19 protein-coding genes are annotated in these 14,531 nt (G+C 43.2%); 6 read left to right on the forward strand and 13 right to left on the reverse strand.

What is annotated here, in order from left to right; all coding sequences use genetic code 11:
* Positions 1-96 precede the first annotated feature (96 nt).
* The 7 genes from ACRQ5D_RS04705 to ACRQ5D_RS04735 form a co-directional block, all read right to left on the reverse strand.
* Positions 97-450 carry a hypothetical protein gene (locus ACRQ5D_RS04705; protein ID WP_432328491.1) on the reverse strand — a complete coding sequence of 118 codons (354 nt, stop codon included), beginning with the start codon at positions 448-450 and terminating at the stop codon, positions 97-99.
* Between the two features lie 26 nt (positions 451-476).
* Positions 477-887 (reverse strand): universal stress protein, encoded by a 411-nt coding sequence (locus tag ACRQ5D_RS04710; RefSeq protein ID WP_432328492.1) that lies wholly within the window; start codon positions 885-887, stop codon positions 477-479.
* Between the two features lie 95 nt (positions 888-982).
* Complete coding sequence (locus ACRQ5D_RS04715) at positions 983-1,987, reverse strand: lysylphosphatidylglycerol synthase transmembrane domain-containing protein (protein WP_091171834.1); 1,005 nt, start codon at positions 1,985-1,987, stop codon at positions 983-985.
* A 20-nt stretch (positions 1,988-2,007) separates the two neighbouring features.
* The gene (locus tag ACRQ5D_RS04720) at positions 2,008-2,757 is read right to left on the reverse strand and encodes an SDR family NAD(P)-dependent oxidoreductase (protein WP_091171832.1); all 750 of its coding nucleotides are present in this window, start codon (positions 2,755-2,757) and stop codon (positions 2,008-2,010) included.
* A gap of 456 nt (positions 2,758-3,213) precedes the next feature.
* The gene (locus ACRQ5D_RS04725) at positions 3,214-3,672 is read right to left on the reverse strand and encodes a nitroreductase family protein (RefSeq protein WP_432328493.1); all 459 of its coding nucleotides are present in this window, start codon (positions 3,670-3,672) and stop codon (positions 3,214-3,216) included.
* Complete coding sequence (locus ACRQ5D_RS04730; protein WP_432328494.1) at positions 3,638-3,838, reverse strand: hypothetical protein; 201 nt, start codon at positions 3,836-3,838, stop codon at positions 3,638-3,640. The genes ACRQ5D_RS04725 and ACRQ5D_RS04730 overlap by 35 nt, the downstream gene beginning before the upstream one ends.
* A 21-nt stretch (positions 3,839-3,859) precedes the next feature.
* Positions 3,860-4,066 (reverse strand): hypothetical protein, encoded by a 207-nt coding sequence (locus ACRQ5D_RS04735; RefSeq protein ID WP_091171828.1) that lies wholly within the window; start codon positions 4,064-4,066, stop codon positions 3,860-3,862.
* 303 nt (positions 4,067-4,369) lie between these two features.
* Here ACRQ5D_RS04735 and ACRQ5D_RS04740 point away from each other — a divergent pair, with 303 nt between their 5' ends.
* Entirely contained in the window at positions 4,370-4,588 is a 219-nt protein-coding gene (locus tag ACRQ5D_RS04740; protein ID WP_091171826.1) for a hypothetical protein, read from the forward strand.
* Positions 4,589-4,630: 42 nt separating this feature from the next.
* On the opposite strand, the gene ACRQ5D_RS04745 is transcribed toward ACRQ5D_RS04740, so the two are convergent.
* Genes ACRQ5D_RS04745 through ACRQ5D_RS04765 form a run of 5 tightly spaced genes read right to left on the reverse strand, consistent with a single transcriptional unit; the run spans position 4,631 to position 8,025 of the window.
* On the reverse strand, positions 4,631-5,248 hold the full coding sequence (locus tag ACRQ5D_RS04745) for a molybdopterin oxidoreductase family protein (protein WP_432328495.1): 618 nt from the start codon (positions 5,246-5,248) through the stop codon (positions 4,631-4,633).
* Positions 5,173-5,472, reverse strand: a complete 300-nt coding sequence (locus tag ACRQ5D_RS04750; RefSeq protein WP_432328496.1) for a molybdopterin-dependent oxidoreductase — start codon at positions 5,470-5,472, stop codon at positions 5,173-5,175. The genes ACRQ5D_RS04745 and ACRQ5D_RS04750 overlap by 76 nt, the downstream gene beginning before the upstream one ends.
* Complete coding sequence (locus ACRQ5D_RS04755; protein WP_432328497.1) at positions 5,438-7,300, reverse strand: molybdopterin-dependent oxidoreductase; 1,863 nt, start codon at positions 7,298-7,300, stop codon at positions 5,438-5,440. The genes ACRQ5D_RS04750 and ACRQ5D_RS04755 overlap by 35 nt, the downstream gene beginning before the upstream one ends.
* Position 7,301: 1 nt before the next feature.
* Complete coding sequence (locus ACRQ5D_RS04760) at positions 7,302-7,613, reverse strand: hypothetical protein (protein WP_432328498.1); 312 nt, start codon at positions 7,611-7,613, stop codon at positions 7,302-7,304.
* Positions 7,606-8,025 (reverse strand): universal stress protein, encoded by a 420-nt coding sequence (locus ACRQ5D_RS04765; RefSeq protein WP_431200949.1) that lies wholly within the window; start codon positions 8,023-8,025, stop codon positions 7,606-7,608. The genes ACRQ5D_RS04760 and ACRQ5D_RS04765 overlap by 8 nt, the downstream gene beginning before the upstream one ends.
* Before the next feature lie 876 nt (positions 8,026-8,901).
* Between ACRQ5D_RS04765 and ACRQ5D_RS04770 the strand changes: the two genes are divergently transcribed.
* The 4 genes from ACRQ5D_RS04770 to ACRQ5D_RS04785 all read left to right on the forward strand — a co-directional run bounded on the left by ACRQ5D_RS04770 (position 8,902) and on the right by ACRQ5D_RS04785 (position 11,626).
* Positions 8,902-9,030, forward strand: a complete 129-nt coding sequence (locus ACRQ5D_RS04770) for a hypothetical protein (RefSeq protein WP_432328499.1) — start codon at positions 8,902-8,904, stop codon at positions 9,028-9,030.
* A 38-nt stretch (positions 9,031-9,068) separates the two neighbouring features.
* Complete coding sequence (locus tag ACRQ5D_RS04775; protein WP_432328501.1) at positions 9,069-9,362, forward strand: hypothetical protein; 294 nt, start codon at positions 9,069-9,071, stop codon at positions 9,360-9,362.
* A gap of 38 nt (positions 9,363-9,400) precedes the next feature.
* Positions 9,401-9,529, forward strand: coding sequence for a hypothetical protein (locus ACRQ5D_RS04780; RefSeq protein ID WP_256337496.1), 129 nt, complete (start codon positions 9,401-9,403; stop codon positions 9,527-9,529).
* A gap of 528 nt (positions 9,530-10,057) precedes the next feature.
* Positions 10,058-11,626, forward strand: a complete 1,569-nt coding sequence (locus tag ACRQ5D_RS04785) for an RNA-binding domain-containing protein (RefSeq protein ID WP_091171817.1) — start codon at positions 10,058-10,060, stop codon at positions 11,624-11,626.
* 62 nt (positions 11,627-11,688) lie between these two features.
* Here ACRQ5D_RS04785 and ACRQ5D_RS04790 read toward each other — a convergent pair whose 3' ends face one another.
* A complete protein-coding gene (locus ACRQ5D_RS04790; RefSeq protein ID WP_091171815.1) occupies positions 11,689-12,447 on the reverse strand; it encodes a metallophosphoesterase in 759 nt (252 codons plus the stop codon).
* Positions 12,448-12,984: 537 nt separating this feature from the next.
* Between ACRQ5D_RS04790 and istA the strand changes: the two genes are divergently transcribed.
* Positions 12,985-14,514 (forward strand): IS21 family transposase, encoded by a 1,530-nt coding sequence (gene istA, locus ACRQ5D_RS04795; protein WP_256337495.1) that lies wholly within the window; start codon positions 12,985-12,987, stop codon positions 14,512-14,514.
* Positions 14,515-14,531: the final 17 nt, after the last annotated feature.

Consider the following 14,531-nt stretch of genomic DNA (forward strand, 5'->3'; position numbering starts at 1 on the left):
TTTATAGAAAAAGTCCAAATACAATGACGATCATGATTTTTTTGATAAACCGGGAACACCAACAACGGTATCTTCTGATGTGCGAGTTCTTTTTCGCTACGCTGTCACTGAACAGCCGTTTAAAAAAGTGTACTGATGATGGGTCATGCCCAGCAGATCCGCGCGGGTTTGCACGCAGAGCCGATTCAAACGAACGACCACTTCCTTTCCCCTGATCTCTTTAATGGAAACAGGGCGTTTTAGCTCCACCAACTGACGGCTGAACGCATTTTCCTTTTCGATCTTTCCTACATCGTTCTCACCGTTCAGGGTAACGTGAACGATCTCACTTTGGAAATCCAGGGTTTTGCTTAATTCCTCCAGGTAAAGGATCGCCTTCAAGTCCTCAGGTTCAAAATCGGTGGCAAAAACGATTTTAGATAGCTGGTCCAGGCCAGCTTTCGGTGGCACGACGAGTACCGGGCAATTTGCCGTTTCTATAACCTTCCAGGTATCACTACCAAAAAAACATGATCGGCCGCACAATCGGTGGAGGCACCTATCACTATCATCTCAAATGCTTGTCCGGCAATTTCCTTCCGCAGTTCTTCCTGAAGGCTACCTTCACAGTAACGGGCACTGAGCTGTGGTTTATATTTGCCGCCCGTGCCGGAAATATGGTCTTTCAGTTTCGATAAAGCATCGTGAACGGCTTCTTTGCCCTCATCGGGTCCAAGTATTGCGCGGGCGATCATGGCTCCCCCGGCGTAGCCCGGCATGACCGGAATCTTCGGTTCACAATGCCATAACACCAGCCCGGCATGCAGTTGATCGGCGAGCCAGGCCGCAGATTCGGCCGCGTGCGCAGCGTTTTTTGAAAGGTCTGTCAATACAAGTATGCTTTTCATAAATAGTATATCAACTAATGACTACTGCAAAATACCAATTGTTGAGTGGCTGGTAAATGACGGAGCGCACATTGGAATATGATCCTGGGCCAGGTTTAGCCGCGTTGGAGGTCCCGGTAAAGGAACAGCCCCACCGGGATAGGCAGCCAGAACGTGAAAAAGCGAAAAAGCAGGGTTAAGACCAGCGCTGCGTGTACCGGTACCCCCAGCAGCGTAAAAAAGAAGGTCATCGCGCTTTCGTAAGCGATTAGCGCACCTGGCGAAATGGGTAATGAACCGATAACCAGGGTCAAAAGTAACCCGAGCATAATTTTGGAGCCCTCAAGTGTTACATGAAAGCCCTGCAGGATTGCAAAGACGGTTAGGGCATCAAATGTGAGGATAGCCATTTGTAGCATGACCGCAGTGGTGACAGAGCCGTTGTTTTTGAATAAGGCCCGCCAGTTGGTTTGTTCGCCTTTTCTTGAAGACAAAAGACTGGCTTTTGCAATATGCCGCCTAAGCCATTTATACCGTTTCAGTTTCCGGAAGATAAAAGAGAGTGCTCGCCTGTCGGCGACGATAAGCATCAGTATGCTCAACGCTGTAAAAAATACAATCCCGGTGCCCACCGTATAACTGATAACACGGTTTACTCTTACGGTATGAAAGGCGTACCAGCCATAAAAAGCAGCTAACAGCACCAAAATAGCCATATAATAGCAAATAGACTCCAGGACCAGGGCCTTAAATGCGGCCAATGCCGGAACCTTTCTTTTGACCAGCTGGCCGAATATGTAGCTATTGCCGCTTATTCCCCCTGTCGGTAACGCCTGGTTAACAAACATGATCACTACTGACAGCTTAAATAGGGTCAGAATATCAGCGTCCCCGGTTTGACCGTTCAGAAGTGTGCGGAGAATCAGTACATTGAACAGATATGTTGTTAGTTGAGCCGCCAGGGCCAGCAAAAGCCAGACCATGCTCATCTGCAGCAATAGCGTGCGAATGTCCCTCAGCTTACCGATATAATGAATGACAAGATAAAATACCACGACGGACAGCGTGTAAAACAAGATACGCGCAGGGCTGAACAGTTGTTGTTTTTTCGGGCCAGCCATGATCGTTTTATCTGATCAGATCATTGCGCTAAATAACCTCCGTCGACATTATAGTAAGACCCGGTAACGAAGGACGCTTTGTCAGAATTAAGCCAAAGCGCCAGTTCGGCCACTTCTTCAGGCTTACCCAGCCGGCCCATCGGGTGCAATCCCTTAAGCAGGTTGATGGTTGTATCGTCCAGGACATCGAGCAACGGGGTTTGAATATAGCCCGGACCAACAGCATTGATGCGTATTCCCTGATCAGCGTATTCCAATGCTGCGGCCTCTGTTAAGCCGATCACGCCATGTTTAGCGGCCACATAAGCCGGCGAACTTTTGGTACCTACCTTGCCCAAAATAGAAGCCATATTCACAATGCTTCCTCCCCCAGAATGGGCCATGGCCGGGATCTGGTAGTGCATCCCATAAAAGACGCCGGATAAGTTAATTGAAATAACTTTGTCCCAGCCATCGAGCGGATACTCACTAACAGTATTTAACGGACCGCCGATCCCGGCGTTGTTAACCGCGATATGAAGGCCACCGAATTGCTGGACAGTTTGTTCAACCAGCTTTTTATGCTCATCCGGAACAGAGGTATCCGCTTTAACAAAAATGGCATCTCCGCCTTTTGCTTTGATCGTTGCAAGTGTTTCCTTTCCTCCTTTTTCATCGATATCGGAAACCACAACTTTAGCGCCCTCCGAGGCGTACAAAACGGCGATTGCCTTGCCAATTCCTGAACCGGCGCCAGTAACAATAGCCACCTTGTTTGCTAAATTGTTCATAACTATCAATCTAAATTATTGTTGATTAAACCTTCTTTTGTATAAGATAAAGATACAGGAAGCAGCGAAAACGCCCATGTCTTTAGTCATGAATCCTTATGACCCTGATCACAATTTTGAAGAGCGGCATAACGTCAGAGATCCACGCTGTAACGTATGGACAACGTAAAATAAGGATACGTTCCGATATCGCTTCCCTTTTATAATGACCTTTTAACGCGAAATAGCCTGGTTCGGCATATACTGAAAAAGTATCCGCAAAGCGGTAACTGATGGCGTTCAAAGGCCGCTGAAAATCCCCGGTCAAAAAACGGCCTCCATCATGCAATTAAGTAACTGTATTACGCTGTGCGCGGAAATTATAGAGAATGCAGGGCTCAACGCTATTGCGTCACGAAGCGATATATTTAATGCAATATTGGAAAGGTATACGTTACCCGCCTGATAACCGGGGCCTCAGCAGCATTCCATCCGGTCAATAAAGATGGCATTATTTTTCGCCCGCGGGTGCGGATCGGGTTTTTCATTGCCGTAACCGAAAATGATCGCCAACTCAACTTCTTCTGCGGATGGTATCCCAAGCTTATGATAAACCGGTGTTTGTTCAATGTATTTACCAAACCCTACAGGGCAGCTATCCAGGCCCAGCGATTTGGCGGCCAGCATCATGTTTTGCGCACACATACCGATATCCAGGCCCGCCCATTCATTCCCTTTGGGCGAGGTGATAAATACAACGACCGGCGCGCCATGAAAGATCGGATCGTCGGATTCCAGGCCAATAGGCCCTGGTGAAAAATGCAACAGTGTTTTGAGCGTTTTCACTGGATGTTTAACCGCAGCATGTGCAACTGCTTTTAACGCAACCTTGCCAATCGCCTTAGAAAATGATGTGATGGTATCCCTGTGGGTCACGATATAGAACTTCCAGGGTTGCCCGTTCATGGCAGAAGGGGCCATCTCGTCCGGCATCTATTACCTTTTCCAGGATATCATCATCGGGCATATCCTGCAGATATTGCCGCACCGCTCTTCTTTTAAAGATCGTTTTCAAGGTTTCGTTGTCTGTTGCTATCTTCATGATCGCTGGGTTCAAACTTTTTCAAAATAGTTCCGGAAAAAGGCCTTCTCCAGGAGGGGGAAAATCATAGGGCGATGGTTCCTGAGGCAGTTCTTGGCGCTTTGTAGCAGGAGCTTCGGCCGGGGAGACGGGCGCTACGGGTTCAGCAGAAGGTTTTACTTCCGGTTGTGGCGGCACCGAGGGAGCTTCCGGCGGTACAGGCCTGCTATCGTTTCTTTTATTTTTCATCGGTGAATTTTATTAACAAAGTACCTGAATAGCACACAGTTTATAAATGATCAATATCAGAATCTCAAATGATGCTTGTCATCGATCCCGGAACTCGTTTAAGATCATATTTTAAAGACGCCACCGCATTTTCTGCGGACGGAATGCAGACCATCTTTGAATTATAAAAACCCGATCAGCCGGCACCCCCAAAAACTGTTAAATCAAACCTGCATTCAATTGGGTTGTGGTTACGGCATTATCTTGCTATATGTGATCCTTTCGCCCTTGATGGACAAGAGTACGGAAGACCTTTAAATGACCATGTTAAACCGCAAAGCGGTGGAAAGACTGGAGGCCGTTAACAAGGAGAAGGTTAACTTATACTTCAAAAGCACCTTTGCAAAAGATACAGCATTCAAAAAAGTTTTTACGCCCGCCTTGGGCAAGGGGATCAATAACAGTCCGCATTACAGCTTTACGATCGGGCAGGTAGAATCTTTTGAACGCAACATGAATGAGGCAGAAAGATCATTTTATTAGAAAAGGTAGTATATATTCGCCCCTTTCTCCTGCATACGTGCTTCACGCCGACCATTTTTCGATTCTAACCGCTGTGATTTTGTATTCGGGTGTTTGCACATATTTGTCACGCAGCGAACTGGTTATTTTATTGATAAAAACCCGGGCATCATTAAATGTACTGAATGCCTCACCTTTATTTAACGAGTTATCAATACATACCGTCAGAGAGGCTTCGCCATATTTGCTGACCACTCTTGCAGTATCTCCATCTTGCAAGCCGATGATATTTGCATCTTTTGGGTTTAAGTGAAGCAAATCTGCACGGCAAATATCTTTGTTGGCTGTTCTGTAGGTCATGTTACCTGCGTTAAAATGATAAAGCGTCCTGCCGGTTATCAGGATAAACGGATATGCGGGTGTTACCTGTTCAGGAGTAGGGCAAAATTCAATTATTGATAATTTTGCCCTGCCGCCTTCTCGTGGAAAAGTTTCGGTATGAAGAATGGTTGTTCCGGGGTGATCTGTAGTTGGACAGGGCCATTGGATACCATTATTATCCAACCGCTCATAAGTTATACCATAGGCTGCACTCCAGGTATCTCTTATTTCATTCCATATGTCCTGTGCAGATGAGAAGTTAAATAGTTCCTTTTTTTCATCGCAGCCGCCATAATGCAAACAACCTCCCAATCTGCTTTCACTTCTTGTGGCCGGGATACTGCAGCTCTTACTTTTTGAATCCTTCTTTCCGTATTCATGAAGGTTCCCTCTTTTTCAAAAGAAGAAGCGCAGGGTAAAAAAACATCGGCAAACTTTTTCGCCGTTTCGTTCATAAACATATCCTGAACAATAATAAAATCAAGCATATCAAAAGCTTCTTTGGTATGCTTTGAGTTGGGCATAGTAAAAAACATCATACCCTATGATCCACATTGCCTTTAAATCTCCCGCTACAGCGGCATCAAGCATTTCAGGGAGAGTTAATCCCCGGGTGGCTGGAAGATCTGTCTTCCATAGCTCCTCAAATCTTTTTCGTTCTGTTTTTACGGAGGCCATCCCGGTATATACCGCAGGGTCGCAGCCCATAACAGCCGATCCCTGCACATTATTTTGCCCGCGTAAAGGGTTTATGCCAGCACCTTCTTTACCTATATTCCCGGTAAGCAGTGCAATTGTTATGAGCGCCATAACATTCTCCGTCCCTTGCGTATGTTCCGTTAACCCAAGACCGTGAAAACACATGGACGGGGATTTTTGCGCAAACAGGCGGGCCGATTCTCTTATCAGGCGTGGATGAACACCGCAGATTTTCGCTGCTCTTTCCGGTGTCCATTCTGCTATAAATTTTTTAAACTCATCCCATCCTTCGGTTCTGTTTATAATAAATTCTTCGTTATGCAACTTTTCGGATACGATAACGTGGGCCATTGCATGAAATAAAGGGATATTGGTTCCCGGCTTTAACTGAAGGTGAAAGGTGGCATATTCTGCCAGTTCTGTTCTCCGTGGATCTATCACGATGAGATTAGCGCCTTTAATTGCAGCTTGCTTAATTCTTGCACCTACTACCGGATGGCTCTCGGTGGTATCAGCTCCTGCAACCAGTATTGTTTTTGCCCTTTCAATGTCATCAAAAGAATTTGTGGACGCGCCCGTGCCCAAAACCATGCTCATGGCTTTGGCTGTAGGCTGGTGACAAACCCTGGCGCAATTATCCACATTATTTGTCCCGATAACAGCCCGCGCAAATTTTTGTATACAGTAATTGTCTTCATTAGTAGCTCTTGCCGAGCCGATGATGCTTATGCTGTCAGCTCCGTGCTTTTTGGAGATCGATGTTAATCTTTCCGCGCAATACTTAATGGCTTCATCCCATGATGCTTTCTTCCATTTACCGGCGCATCGTATCATAGGTTGTGTGATCCGGTCGCCGGCATACATGTATTCCCATGCATAACGACCTTTAACACAAAGATGTCCCTTATTAACCAGGGCATTTTTGGCAGGATGTACCCCTACAATTTTCTGCTCTTTTACTCCAATTTCTATTTCGCATCCCACCCCGCAATAAGCACAAACTGATCTTGTTATATCGTCGGGCGTACCCAATTTGATCGCCTGCTTGTCTTCAATGGCCCCAGTAGGGCATGCATCAGCACATGCGCCGCAACTTACGCATGAGCTTTCGGCGAACAAACTCTTAGAATCGGAAATAATTTTAGTCTTATCGCCACGGTTTATGATATGCCATACAAATTGTCCCTGTAGCTCATCACATATCTTTACGCATCTCGAACAGTTAATGCAACGTCCCATATCCACTTGCATATAGGGATGTGAACTATCAATAACCGGGGTGGTTGTATTTTTAGTTTCTTCTGTTATGCCGTAATGTTTTAGCCATTGATGAAATTCCTTTTGCGGGAATCTTGTTACCTCAGAAAAAGGATAATCCCTTGCCAACATTTGCAATATGCCTTTCCTATAATCCTCAATTTCAGAAGTATGTGTTTCCACTACCATTTTATCAGTAAGGAGGGTGCGGCAGGCCGGTTGCAATTGGTCCTGGCCTTTTACCTTCACCAAGCATGAACGACAAACAGAAAAAGGATGCAGGCGCTCATCATAGCAAAGAGCCGGCACATCAACGCCAATGCGATGAAGCAGGTTCAGAATAGTCTGACCTGCTTCGCCGTGATGCTCTTTATTATTAATGATGACACTATACATATCAAAGCATTGTATACGGGTAAATAGGTGGTAAAACTACAGGCACTATACCCCCATTATTGATCTGTTGTTTTATAAATAATTTTACCCCATCTAATTTTATCCCAAATTCTTTCATAAAAAAATAACCGATAGTGGTGTAAACGTTACTGACTATCATAAAACCAACCGCAACTTTTATTTGTCCGGTAAACAGATAGATGGCTGCGAAATCAAGAATTAAAATGGCGGCCCTATAACTGATAGCTTTTACAATAGACCTGCGGACAGTTTCTTCTGCGTGATGAGTACCGGGAAATAGTTTTTCAATCATGTTTTGTCGGTACAATAAATATGGGTATTGTTGAATGCCTGATCACTTTTTCCGATACACTACCTACCAATAAACTGGATAACCCGGTTCTGCCATGTGTTCCGAGTACTACTAAATCAGCTTCCCATTCTTTTGCAACTCTCAGAATAGCCTCATAAGGATTTCCTTGTTCCACAAATGACCAAATTTTAAAATCACCAAATACTTTTTCAATTAATATTTGTTGATTATCAACATGGTTACTTTTAATAATTTCTGCCAATTCCTGACTTGTTGCCCCGGTTTCGCTTACTAAAACTGTTGTGTCAACAACGCTTACTAATGCGATTTCCGCATTGAGTTTCTTTCCTAATTGAAATCCTTTTAGTGCAACAATTTCAGATGTCGGGCCATCATCTGTTGCTATTAATATTTTTTAAAATCGCTCATATGGTTATGCCTTATTTAAATTGGTGCTTACAATAGGCCCGAAATGAAAGAGCTATAAATTATATCAATTAAGTTGTGTTAGCCCTTTTATAAAGATATTCTGAAGTTAATTACAAAAGAATGATAATAATCATTCTTTTAAATATTGAATAATACGCGATGGATTTTGATTAACCACCAAATTTCATTTTTAGAGCATAATGAGGCGCTGTATAACAGACGCCTTCCTAAAGCAATTATAATTCCTTACTTGTTTTCTCAATTTCGTAAAACAAAGAATTTCAGGCTACCCTTTTTTTATTTAAAGCTCGTGGCCATAAAAGCATTTCGTTTTCAACATTTGTTACTCACCGTAAAATCGCTATCGTTGTTGCCCGGGAAATGGTTTAGGGCTATGAAACAAGCATTTACCAGCACCACATTGGCACCCGGTTTTGCTGCGATTGCCAATAAGCTATCGGCCGTACGCATAGTCCTGGCAAAAAAATCGTCATAACCGGGAAGTCAATTTCATGCTAAGTTCGGGTGTAAGAGTATTTTTAAAATGCTCCCCACCAAATCAACTGCCCGGCCTTATTTTACTATCTTTAAATGTACGGCATACCTAATGCATCTTATACCTTACGTGCGCGAGGGAAGACCTCCGCGGGCCAAAAATTTAAAAACTCAACTTGAATCGTAAAAAGCACCGGTGATTAACCGCTTCATATTTTTGCGCTTGCTCAGCAAAAATGACTGCCATACCAAATTCACATCGAGGTTTGTAATGTAATTTTTATCATTTCATAGTATAACCGCAATCATTTTGCATCACAATAAATACTTATAATTTACAGTGGTTTATTTAAAGCTGTAAGTTATGAAAAGAATAAAATTGACGGGCATAGCCCTGTTACTGATCGTGGCCGGATGCGCCACATCCAAAATTACAAGCTCATGGAAAGCCAAAAATGCTGCCCCCATAAATATAATAAGATACTGGTATTAGGACTTGTCCGGGCCGCAGACCGGACTCTTCAAGAGAACATGGAAAACCATATGGCGGGCGATTTAAAGGCCCGGGGTTATAATGCTGTAGCATCAATGCAGGAATATGGCCCCAAAGCCTTCGACAAAATGGACGAGCAAACGGCAATGAGCAAAATTAAAAATGACGGAATTGACGCTGTTATCACTATCGTAATGCTCGATAAGGAGAAAGAAAAAAGCTATGTCCCGGGCCATATTTATTACTATTCACCCTATAGCTATTATTACAATCATTTCTGGGGTACCATACAGCAATATCCCGCCGCATTTATGAGCCCGGTTACTATGTGACAAATACCCGGTACTTTTGGGAAAGTAACCTCTATGAAATGGACACCCAACAATTGATCTACTCTGTACAAACACAGTCTTTTAATCCATCTGATTCAGAGGCCCTTGGCCATGAATACGGGCAACTGATCCTTAAAGACATGGTAAAACAACAAGTAATTCAATAGGAAACCGGATAAAGCCTGAGGTCAAGAAATACCCACTTGTCCTTATCATATAGTTTGTCTAACAAATCTTCATCTATGTCATGAACTAAAGCCATCTCTTTGGGAAAATATCGCTTAAGGTTAATAATAAAGCACTTCAATTTATAATTAAATTCTTGACCAAATATTGATCAAAGTAGTCTAACAGGTTATAATTTACTTTGACAGGCTGCTTATAACCGTGGCCTGAAAAATTTAATTCGTTCTCTCTTTTACTGCAAAGTGCATGATCTTAAGATTATCTTTGTCTGACTCAGTGACCCGGGTGCCCGGAACAAAATATTCCTTGTCAATATAAATATTCAGAAACCCGTAATTGCGCTTACATTTGCCAAATGGCAGGAATTGAATTTATAACTGTATTACAATTAGTTACATTCAAAAAGTAACAAATAAGTAACACTGCGATAGAAAATTTATCGCGGGGGCTTTAAAATGGAGAATTAAATTTTAATTCGATACTATGACATTCCTCCTTATTTTTACAACATGCCATTACACGTCAATATTGAAGATTTATTAAACGCCCGTTCTGTTGAATCGGAACGGCTCGAATTTAAAGAGGGATGGAATCCTGATGCCATATACCGTTCAATTTGTGCTTTTGCGAATGATTTTGAAAATGTGGGTGGTGGCTATATTCTGATTGGCGTGGAAGAAGAAAGCGGGATTGCCAAGCGGCCCGTTGTAGGTTTAAGTGCCTCCAAGATTGCCTCTATTCAAAAAGAGATGATCGGGTATAATAACCTGATTAACCCCGTTTACCATCCTAAACTCTTTATTGAAACTGTGGATGGCCAGCAAATTTTAGTTATTTGGGTGCCCGGTGGTTCTAACCGCCCTTATGAAGTGCCTGAACAAATTACGGCCAAACAAAAAAGATACTCTTATTATGTACGTAGGTATGCCAGTTCTGCTGTTGCAGATATGGAAACTCAGCAAGAACTGATTAGTCTGGCCAACCAAATTCCCTTTGATGACCGCTCTAATCAATATGCCAGCATAGATGATATTTCAATGGTACTCATTCAGGATCATTTGCGCCTGATAGGCAGTAAATTGATGGAAGCTTCCGATCAGCATGCCAAAACGGAAGTATTAGAACAGATGCTCCTGGTTGATGGCCCGCCCGAACACCGCTTTCCCCGGAATGTGGCATTGATGATGTTTAATGAACACCCGGAAAAATTCTTCCCGGCCACCTGGGTGGATGTCGTGTATTTTCCAATGGGTGAAGGAGAATCGGAATTTCTCGAATACCCGCGTATTACAGGCCCCGTACCTACTTTAATCAGAAAGACACTGGACTTATTAAAAACAAACTTTTTAAAGGAAAAAGTCATTAAGCAAGCTGACAAGGCCGAAGCAATCCGTATTTGGAATTACCCTTACGCTGCACTGGAAGAAGCTGTGGCGAATGCATTATTTCATCGTGATTATCAACTGAGGGAGCAGGTTGAAATCCGGGTTTCACCGGAATCCATCGTGCTGCTTAATTATGGTGGCCCTGATCGCTCTATCCGTCAGGAAGATTTTATCAGCGGCAGGATAAGGCCGCGCCGTTACCGCAACCGCCGGTTAGGAGATTTTTTAAAGGAACTCGATTTAACGGAAGGCCGTGCCACAGGCATTCCCACTATTAAACGTGTTTTGGAACGTAATGGCTCTCCTGAACCATCTTTTCGCACAGATGATGAACGTACCTTTTTCGAAGTAGAAATATTTTGTCATCCTGCTTTTAAAAACGATGTTGTTCTTATAGATGATGCCCAAAAGGAAGTGGCAAGTAATAAGGAAGGTAATAGAGATGGTAATAGGGATGGTAATAGAGATGTTATTTTGCTATCCCCGAAACAAAAGGAAATATTAAACTTTTGTCAAATCCCCCAAAGCCGGGTAGATATATTCAATCACCTTGGCATTTCGAATCAGCCTAAAAATTACCGCCTGCATATTTTACCACTAATACAAGCTGGCTATATCACTCTTACCGAACCTGATAAACTTTCCAGTAAATATCAAAAGTATCAAACCAGCAATACCGCTCCCACTACCTGAAATTCTTGTAATAAAATTTATTTGCCGTCAGTTGAAAGGATTTACAATAGTGCCATCATATGCTAAAGTTCAATGCATTTATCGGTATGATAGAGTAAATGCTCGTTGCGCTGAACGTAGCCAAGCTGATTTGTCAGCAATTTTGTATGACCTATTTTAAACTCAGGAATATTTTGATGGTGATGTCCGTAAATCCAATAATCCGGTGTGGTATCTAAAATCAAATCATCTAATATCGTTGCAAATGCCTCGTTCAGGTAGTCTCCTTTATATTCCGGAGGGTAGTTTTTAAAAGTTGGAACGTGATGTGTGATCACTACTTTTTTACCTGGTGTATCTTCTTCTAAAGCTGAGCGTAGAAACGTAAGGCTATTTGCGTGAAAATAATTATAGTCGGGAATTTGAAAGCGCTTTCCATCATAACTAATTTGATAAAAATCATTCAGGCCACGTTCTATCCGCCAGCCATTTAAAAGACTGATGGACGACCACAATGTGGAAAATAGTAACTGATGCGCGCCAATTTTTTTAACCACGTTATTTATCAGTGACACATTATTTCTGATCTTTTCTTCAAATGAACCCGATCTATTTGAAATATCACTTTGATAGTACTCGTGATTTCCTGGTATCCAATAAGTTGCTTCAAAGTGATCACTGATATAATCAAAAAAGTCCCTATGTCTATCTATCCTGGTAAACAAAGTAACATCGCCAGCCAATATCAAAATGTCGCCTATGGGCTTAATGGGGTTAGCTTTTACATAGGCTTCATTTTGGGAAAATTCTAAATGAAGATCGGAGCAGTACTGTAAAATCATGGCGTTTCAAAATTAGAAAAAAGGGCGCTTTAAAGTCATTATTCAGGACAATTATCTGATTTAACTTTTTAAATTCACTTATTTATATTGCTTTTAAATTGGAGCGATATTAAAATAAATTAACATAAAATTACCATTACAGCAATTATTCAGCGTTTCTATTGACTGAATATATTATATTTGCAATATAATTTGCTGCTCGCAAGATGATAAACTTAGTAAAGTTTGTTTTTGGGCCTTACAGAAAAGATCGGCTGTGATCATCCCGGAACTTTGTCTTCTGTATTGTTTCGTGACCTGACACCGAAGCAATTTTTTCAATAATTTGCCTCAATTAACCCCTTGATTTTTGTTGTGGAGATTCTGATGAATGTGACCACTCCATTCCGGCGCAAGCTGACCACCCATTCCGGGCGAAACTGACCAGTGCATTCCGGGGGAAATTGACCACCCCAAACGCGTAGCAAATGCTGTAGAAGTAACCATCTTTTGAGGGCAAAGACACCTTCGTAAAGCATGGCCAACTTAACAATCAGCATGAGTAAGATCAGAAAGATACTAAGGATGTACAGCCAGCAGCGGCCCCTAATGACCATAGCTGCCCAGGCCGATGCATCAAGAAACACAGTAAAAAAGTACATCGCAGCTTTTAATGACAGCGGCTTTACCTTTGAAGAGGTTAACGCACTGAACGACAAAGAGCTGGAAGATTTGTTCGGCAAGAGCAAAGAACACCCGCCTAACGCACGTATGCAGTCCATGCCGCGCTGCTTTCCCCACGTCGATAAAGAACTCAAACGAACTGGCGTTAACCGGCAGATGCTATGGGAAGCTTACTTTAAAGAGTTTCCTGACGGCTACCAATACAGCCAGTTTTGCTTTTATTATAACCAATGGAAGGCCAGGGTAAACCCGACCATGCACATGGACCACAAGGTCGGTGATAAACTATATGTTGATTTTGCCGGTGAAAAGATGAGCTATACGGACAAGGAAACCGGTGAGATCATGGCTGTAGAGGTTTTTGTAGCTATTCCGGGTGCCAGCCAGTTAACGTATGTAGAGGCCGTTATGAGCCAGCAAAAGGAAGACTTTATAGCGGCCTGCGAGAATACCCTGCACTTTATCGGCGGCGTTCCTGCCGCCATTGTACCGGATAACCTGAAGGCTGCAGTAACCAAAAGCAGCCGCTATGAACCTACACTGAATGAAACATTTGAAGACTTTGCAGACCATTATGGCACAACTATTCTACCAGCGCGGGCGTACCGCCCGCGTGACAAAGCGTTGGTAGAAGGTGCCGTTAAGATCATTTATACCAAGATCTATGCACCTTTAAACAAGCATGTTTACCACTCTTTAACAGAACTCAATACAGCGATCTGGCAGGCCCTGGAGGTTCACAACACACAGATGCTCAAGGGCCGCAACTATAGCCGCAGGCTACAGTTTGAAGAGATAGAGCGCCAAACCCTGGCACCACTGCCTGTCCTGCGCTACCAGTTCAAAAAGCAGTTCCAGGCCAGGGTAATTAAGAATGGCCACGTTAACCTCGGCCCGGACAAGCATTATTACAGCGTCCCTTATCGCTATATCGGCAAGCGGGTCAAACTGTTATACTCCCGCACTACCGTAGAGATCTACTCCAATTATGAGCGTATCGCCTTGCACAAGCGCAATAAAAACCCTTATGGCTATACCACAGACAAAGAGCACATGGCCAGCACCCACCGCTTTAAAAGTGACTGGACACCAGATATGTTCCTGGATTGGGCAGCCTCCATTCACGAGGATGTAAGGCTGTATATCCTCCAAATACTGGAGCGTAAACAACACCCGGAACAGGCTTACAAGTCCTGCCTGGGGGTACTTGGCTTTGCTAAAAAAGCAGGGAATGAACGATTAACAGTGGCCTGTCAGCGGGCATTGAGTTATGGCGTCTATAACTATAAAACGATACAAACCATACTCGAAAACAAGATGGATAACTATGAGGAAAGCTTATTTGCCAATGAGTTGCCAATGCCAGATCACGGTAATATCCGGGGAGAAGACTATTACAAATAACCATTTAAAACAACAAT

The sequence above is a fragment of the Mucilaginibacter sp. P25 genome, assembly GCF_050859465.1.
Taxonomy (GTDB): domain Bacteria; phylum Bacteroidota; class Bacteroidia; order Sphingobacteriales; family Sphingobacteriaceae; genus Mucilaginibacter; species Mucilaginibacter gossypii.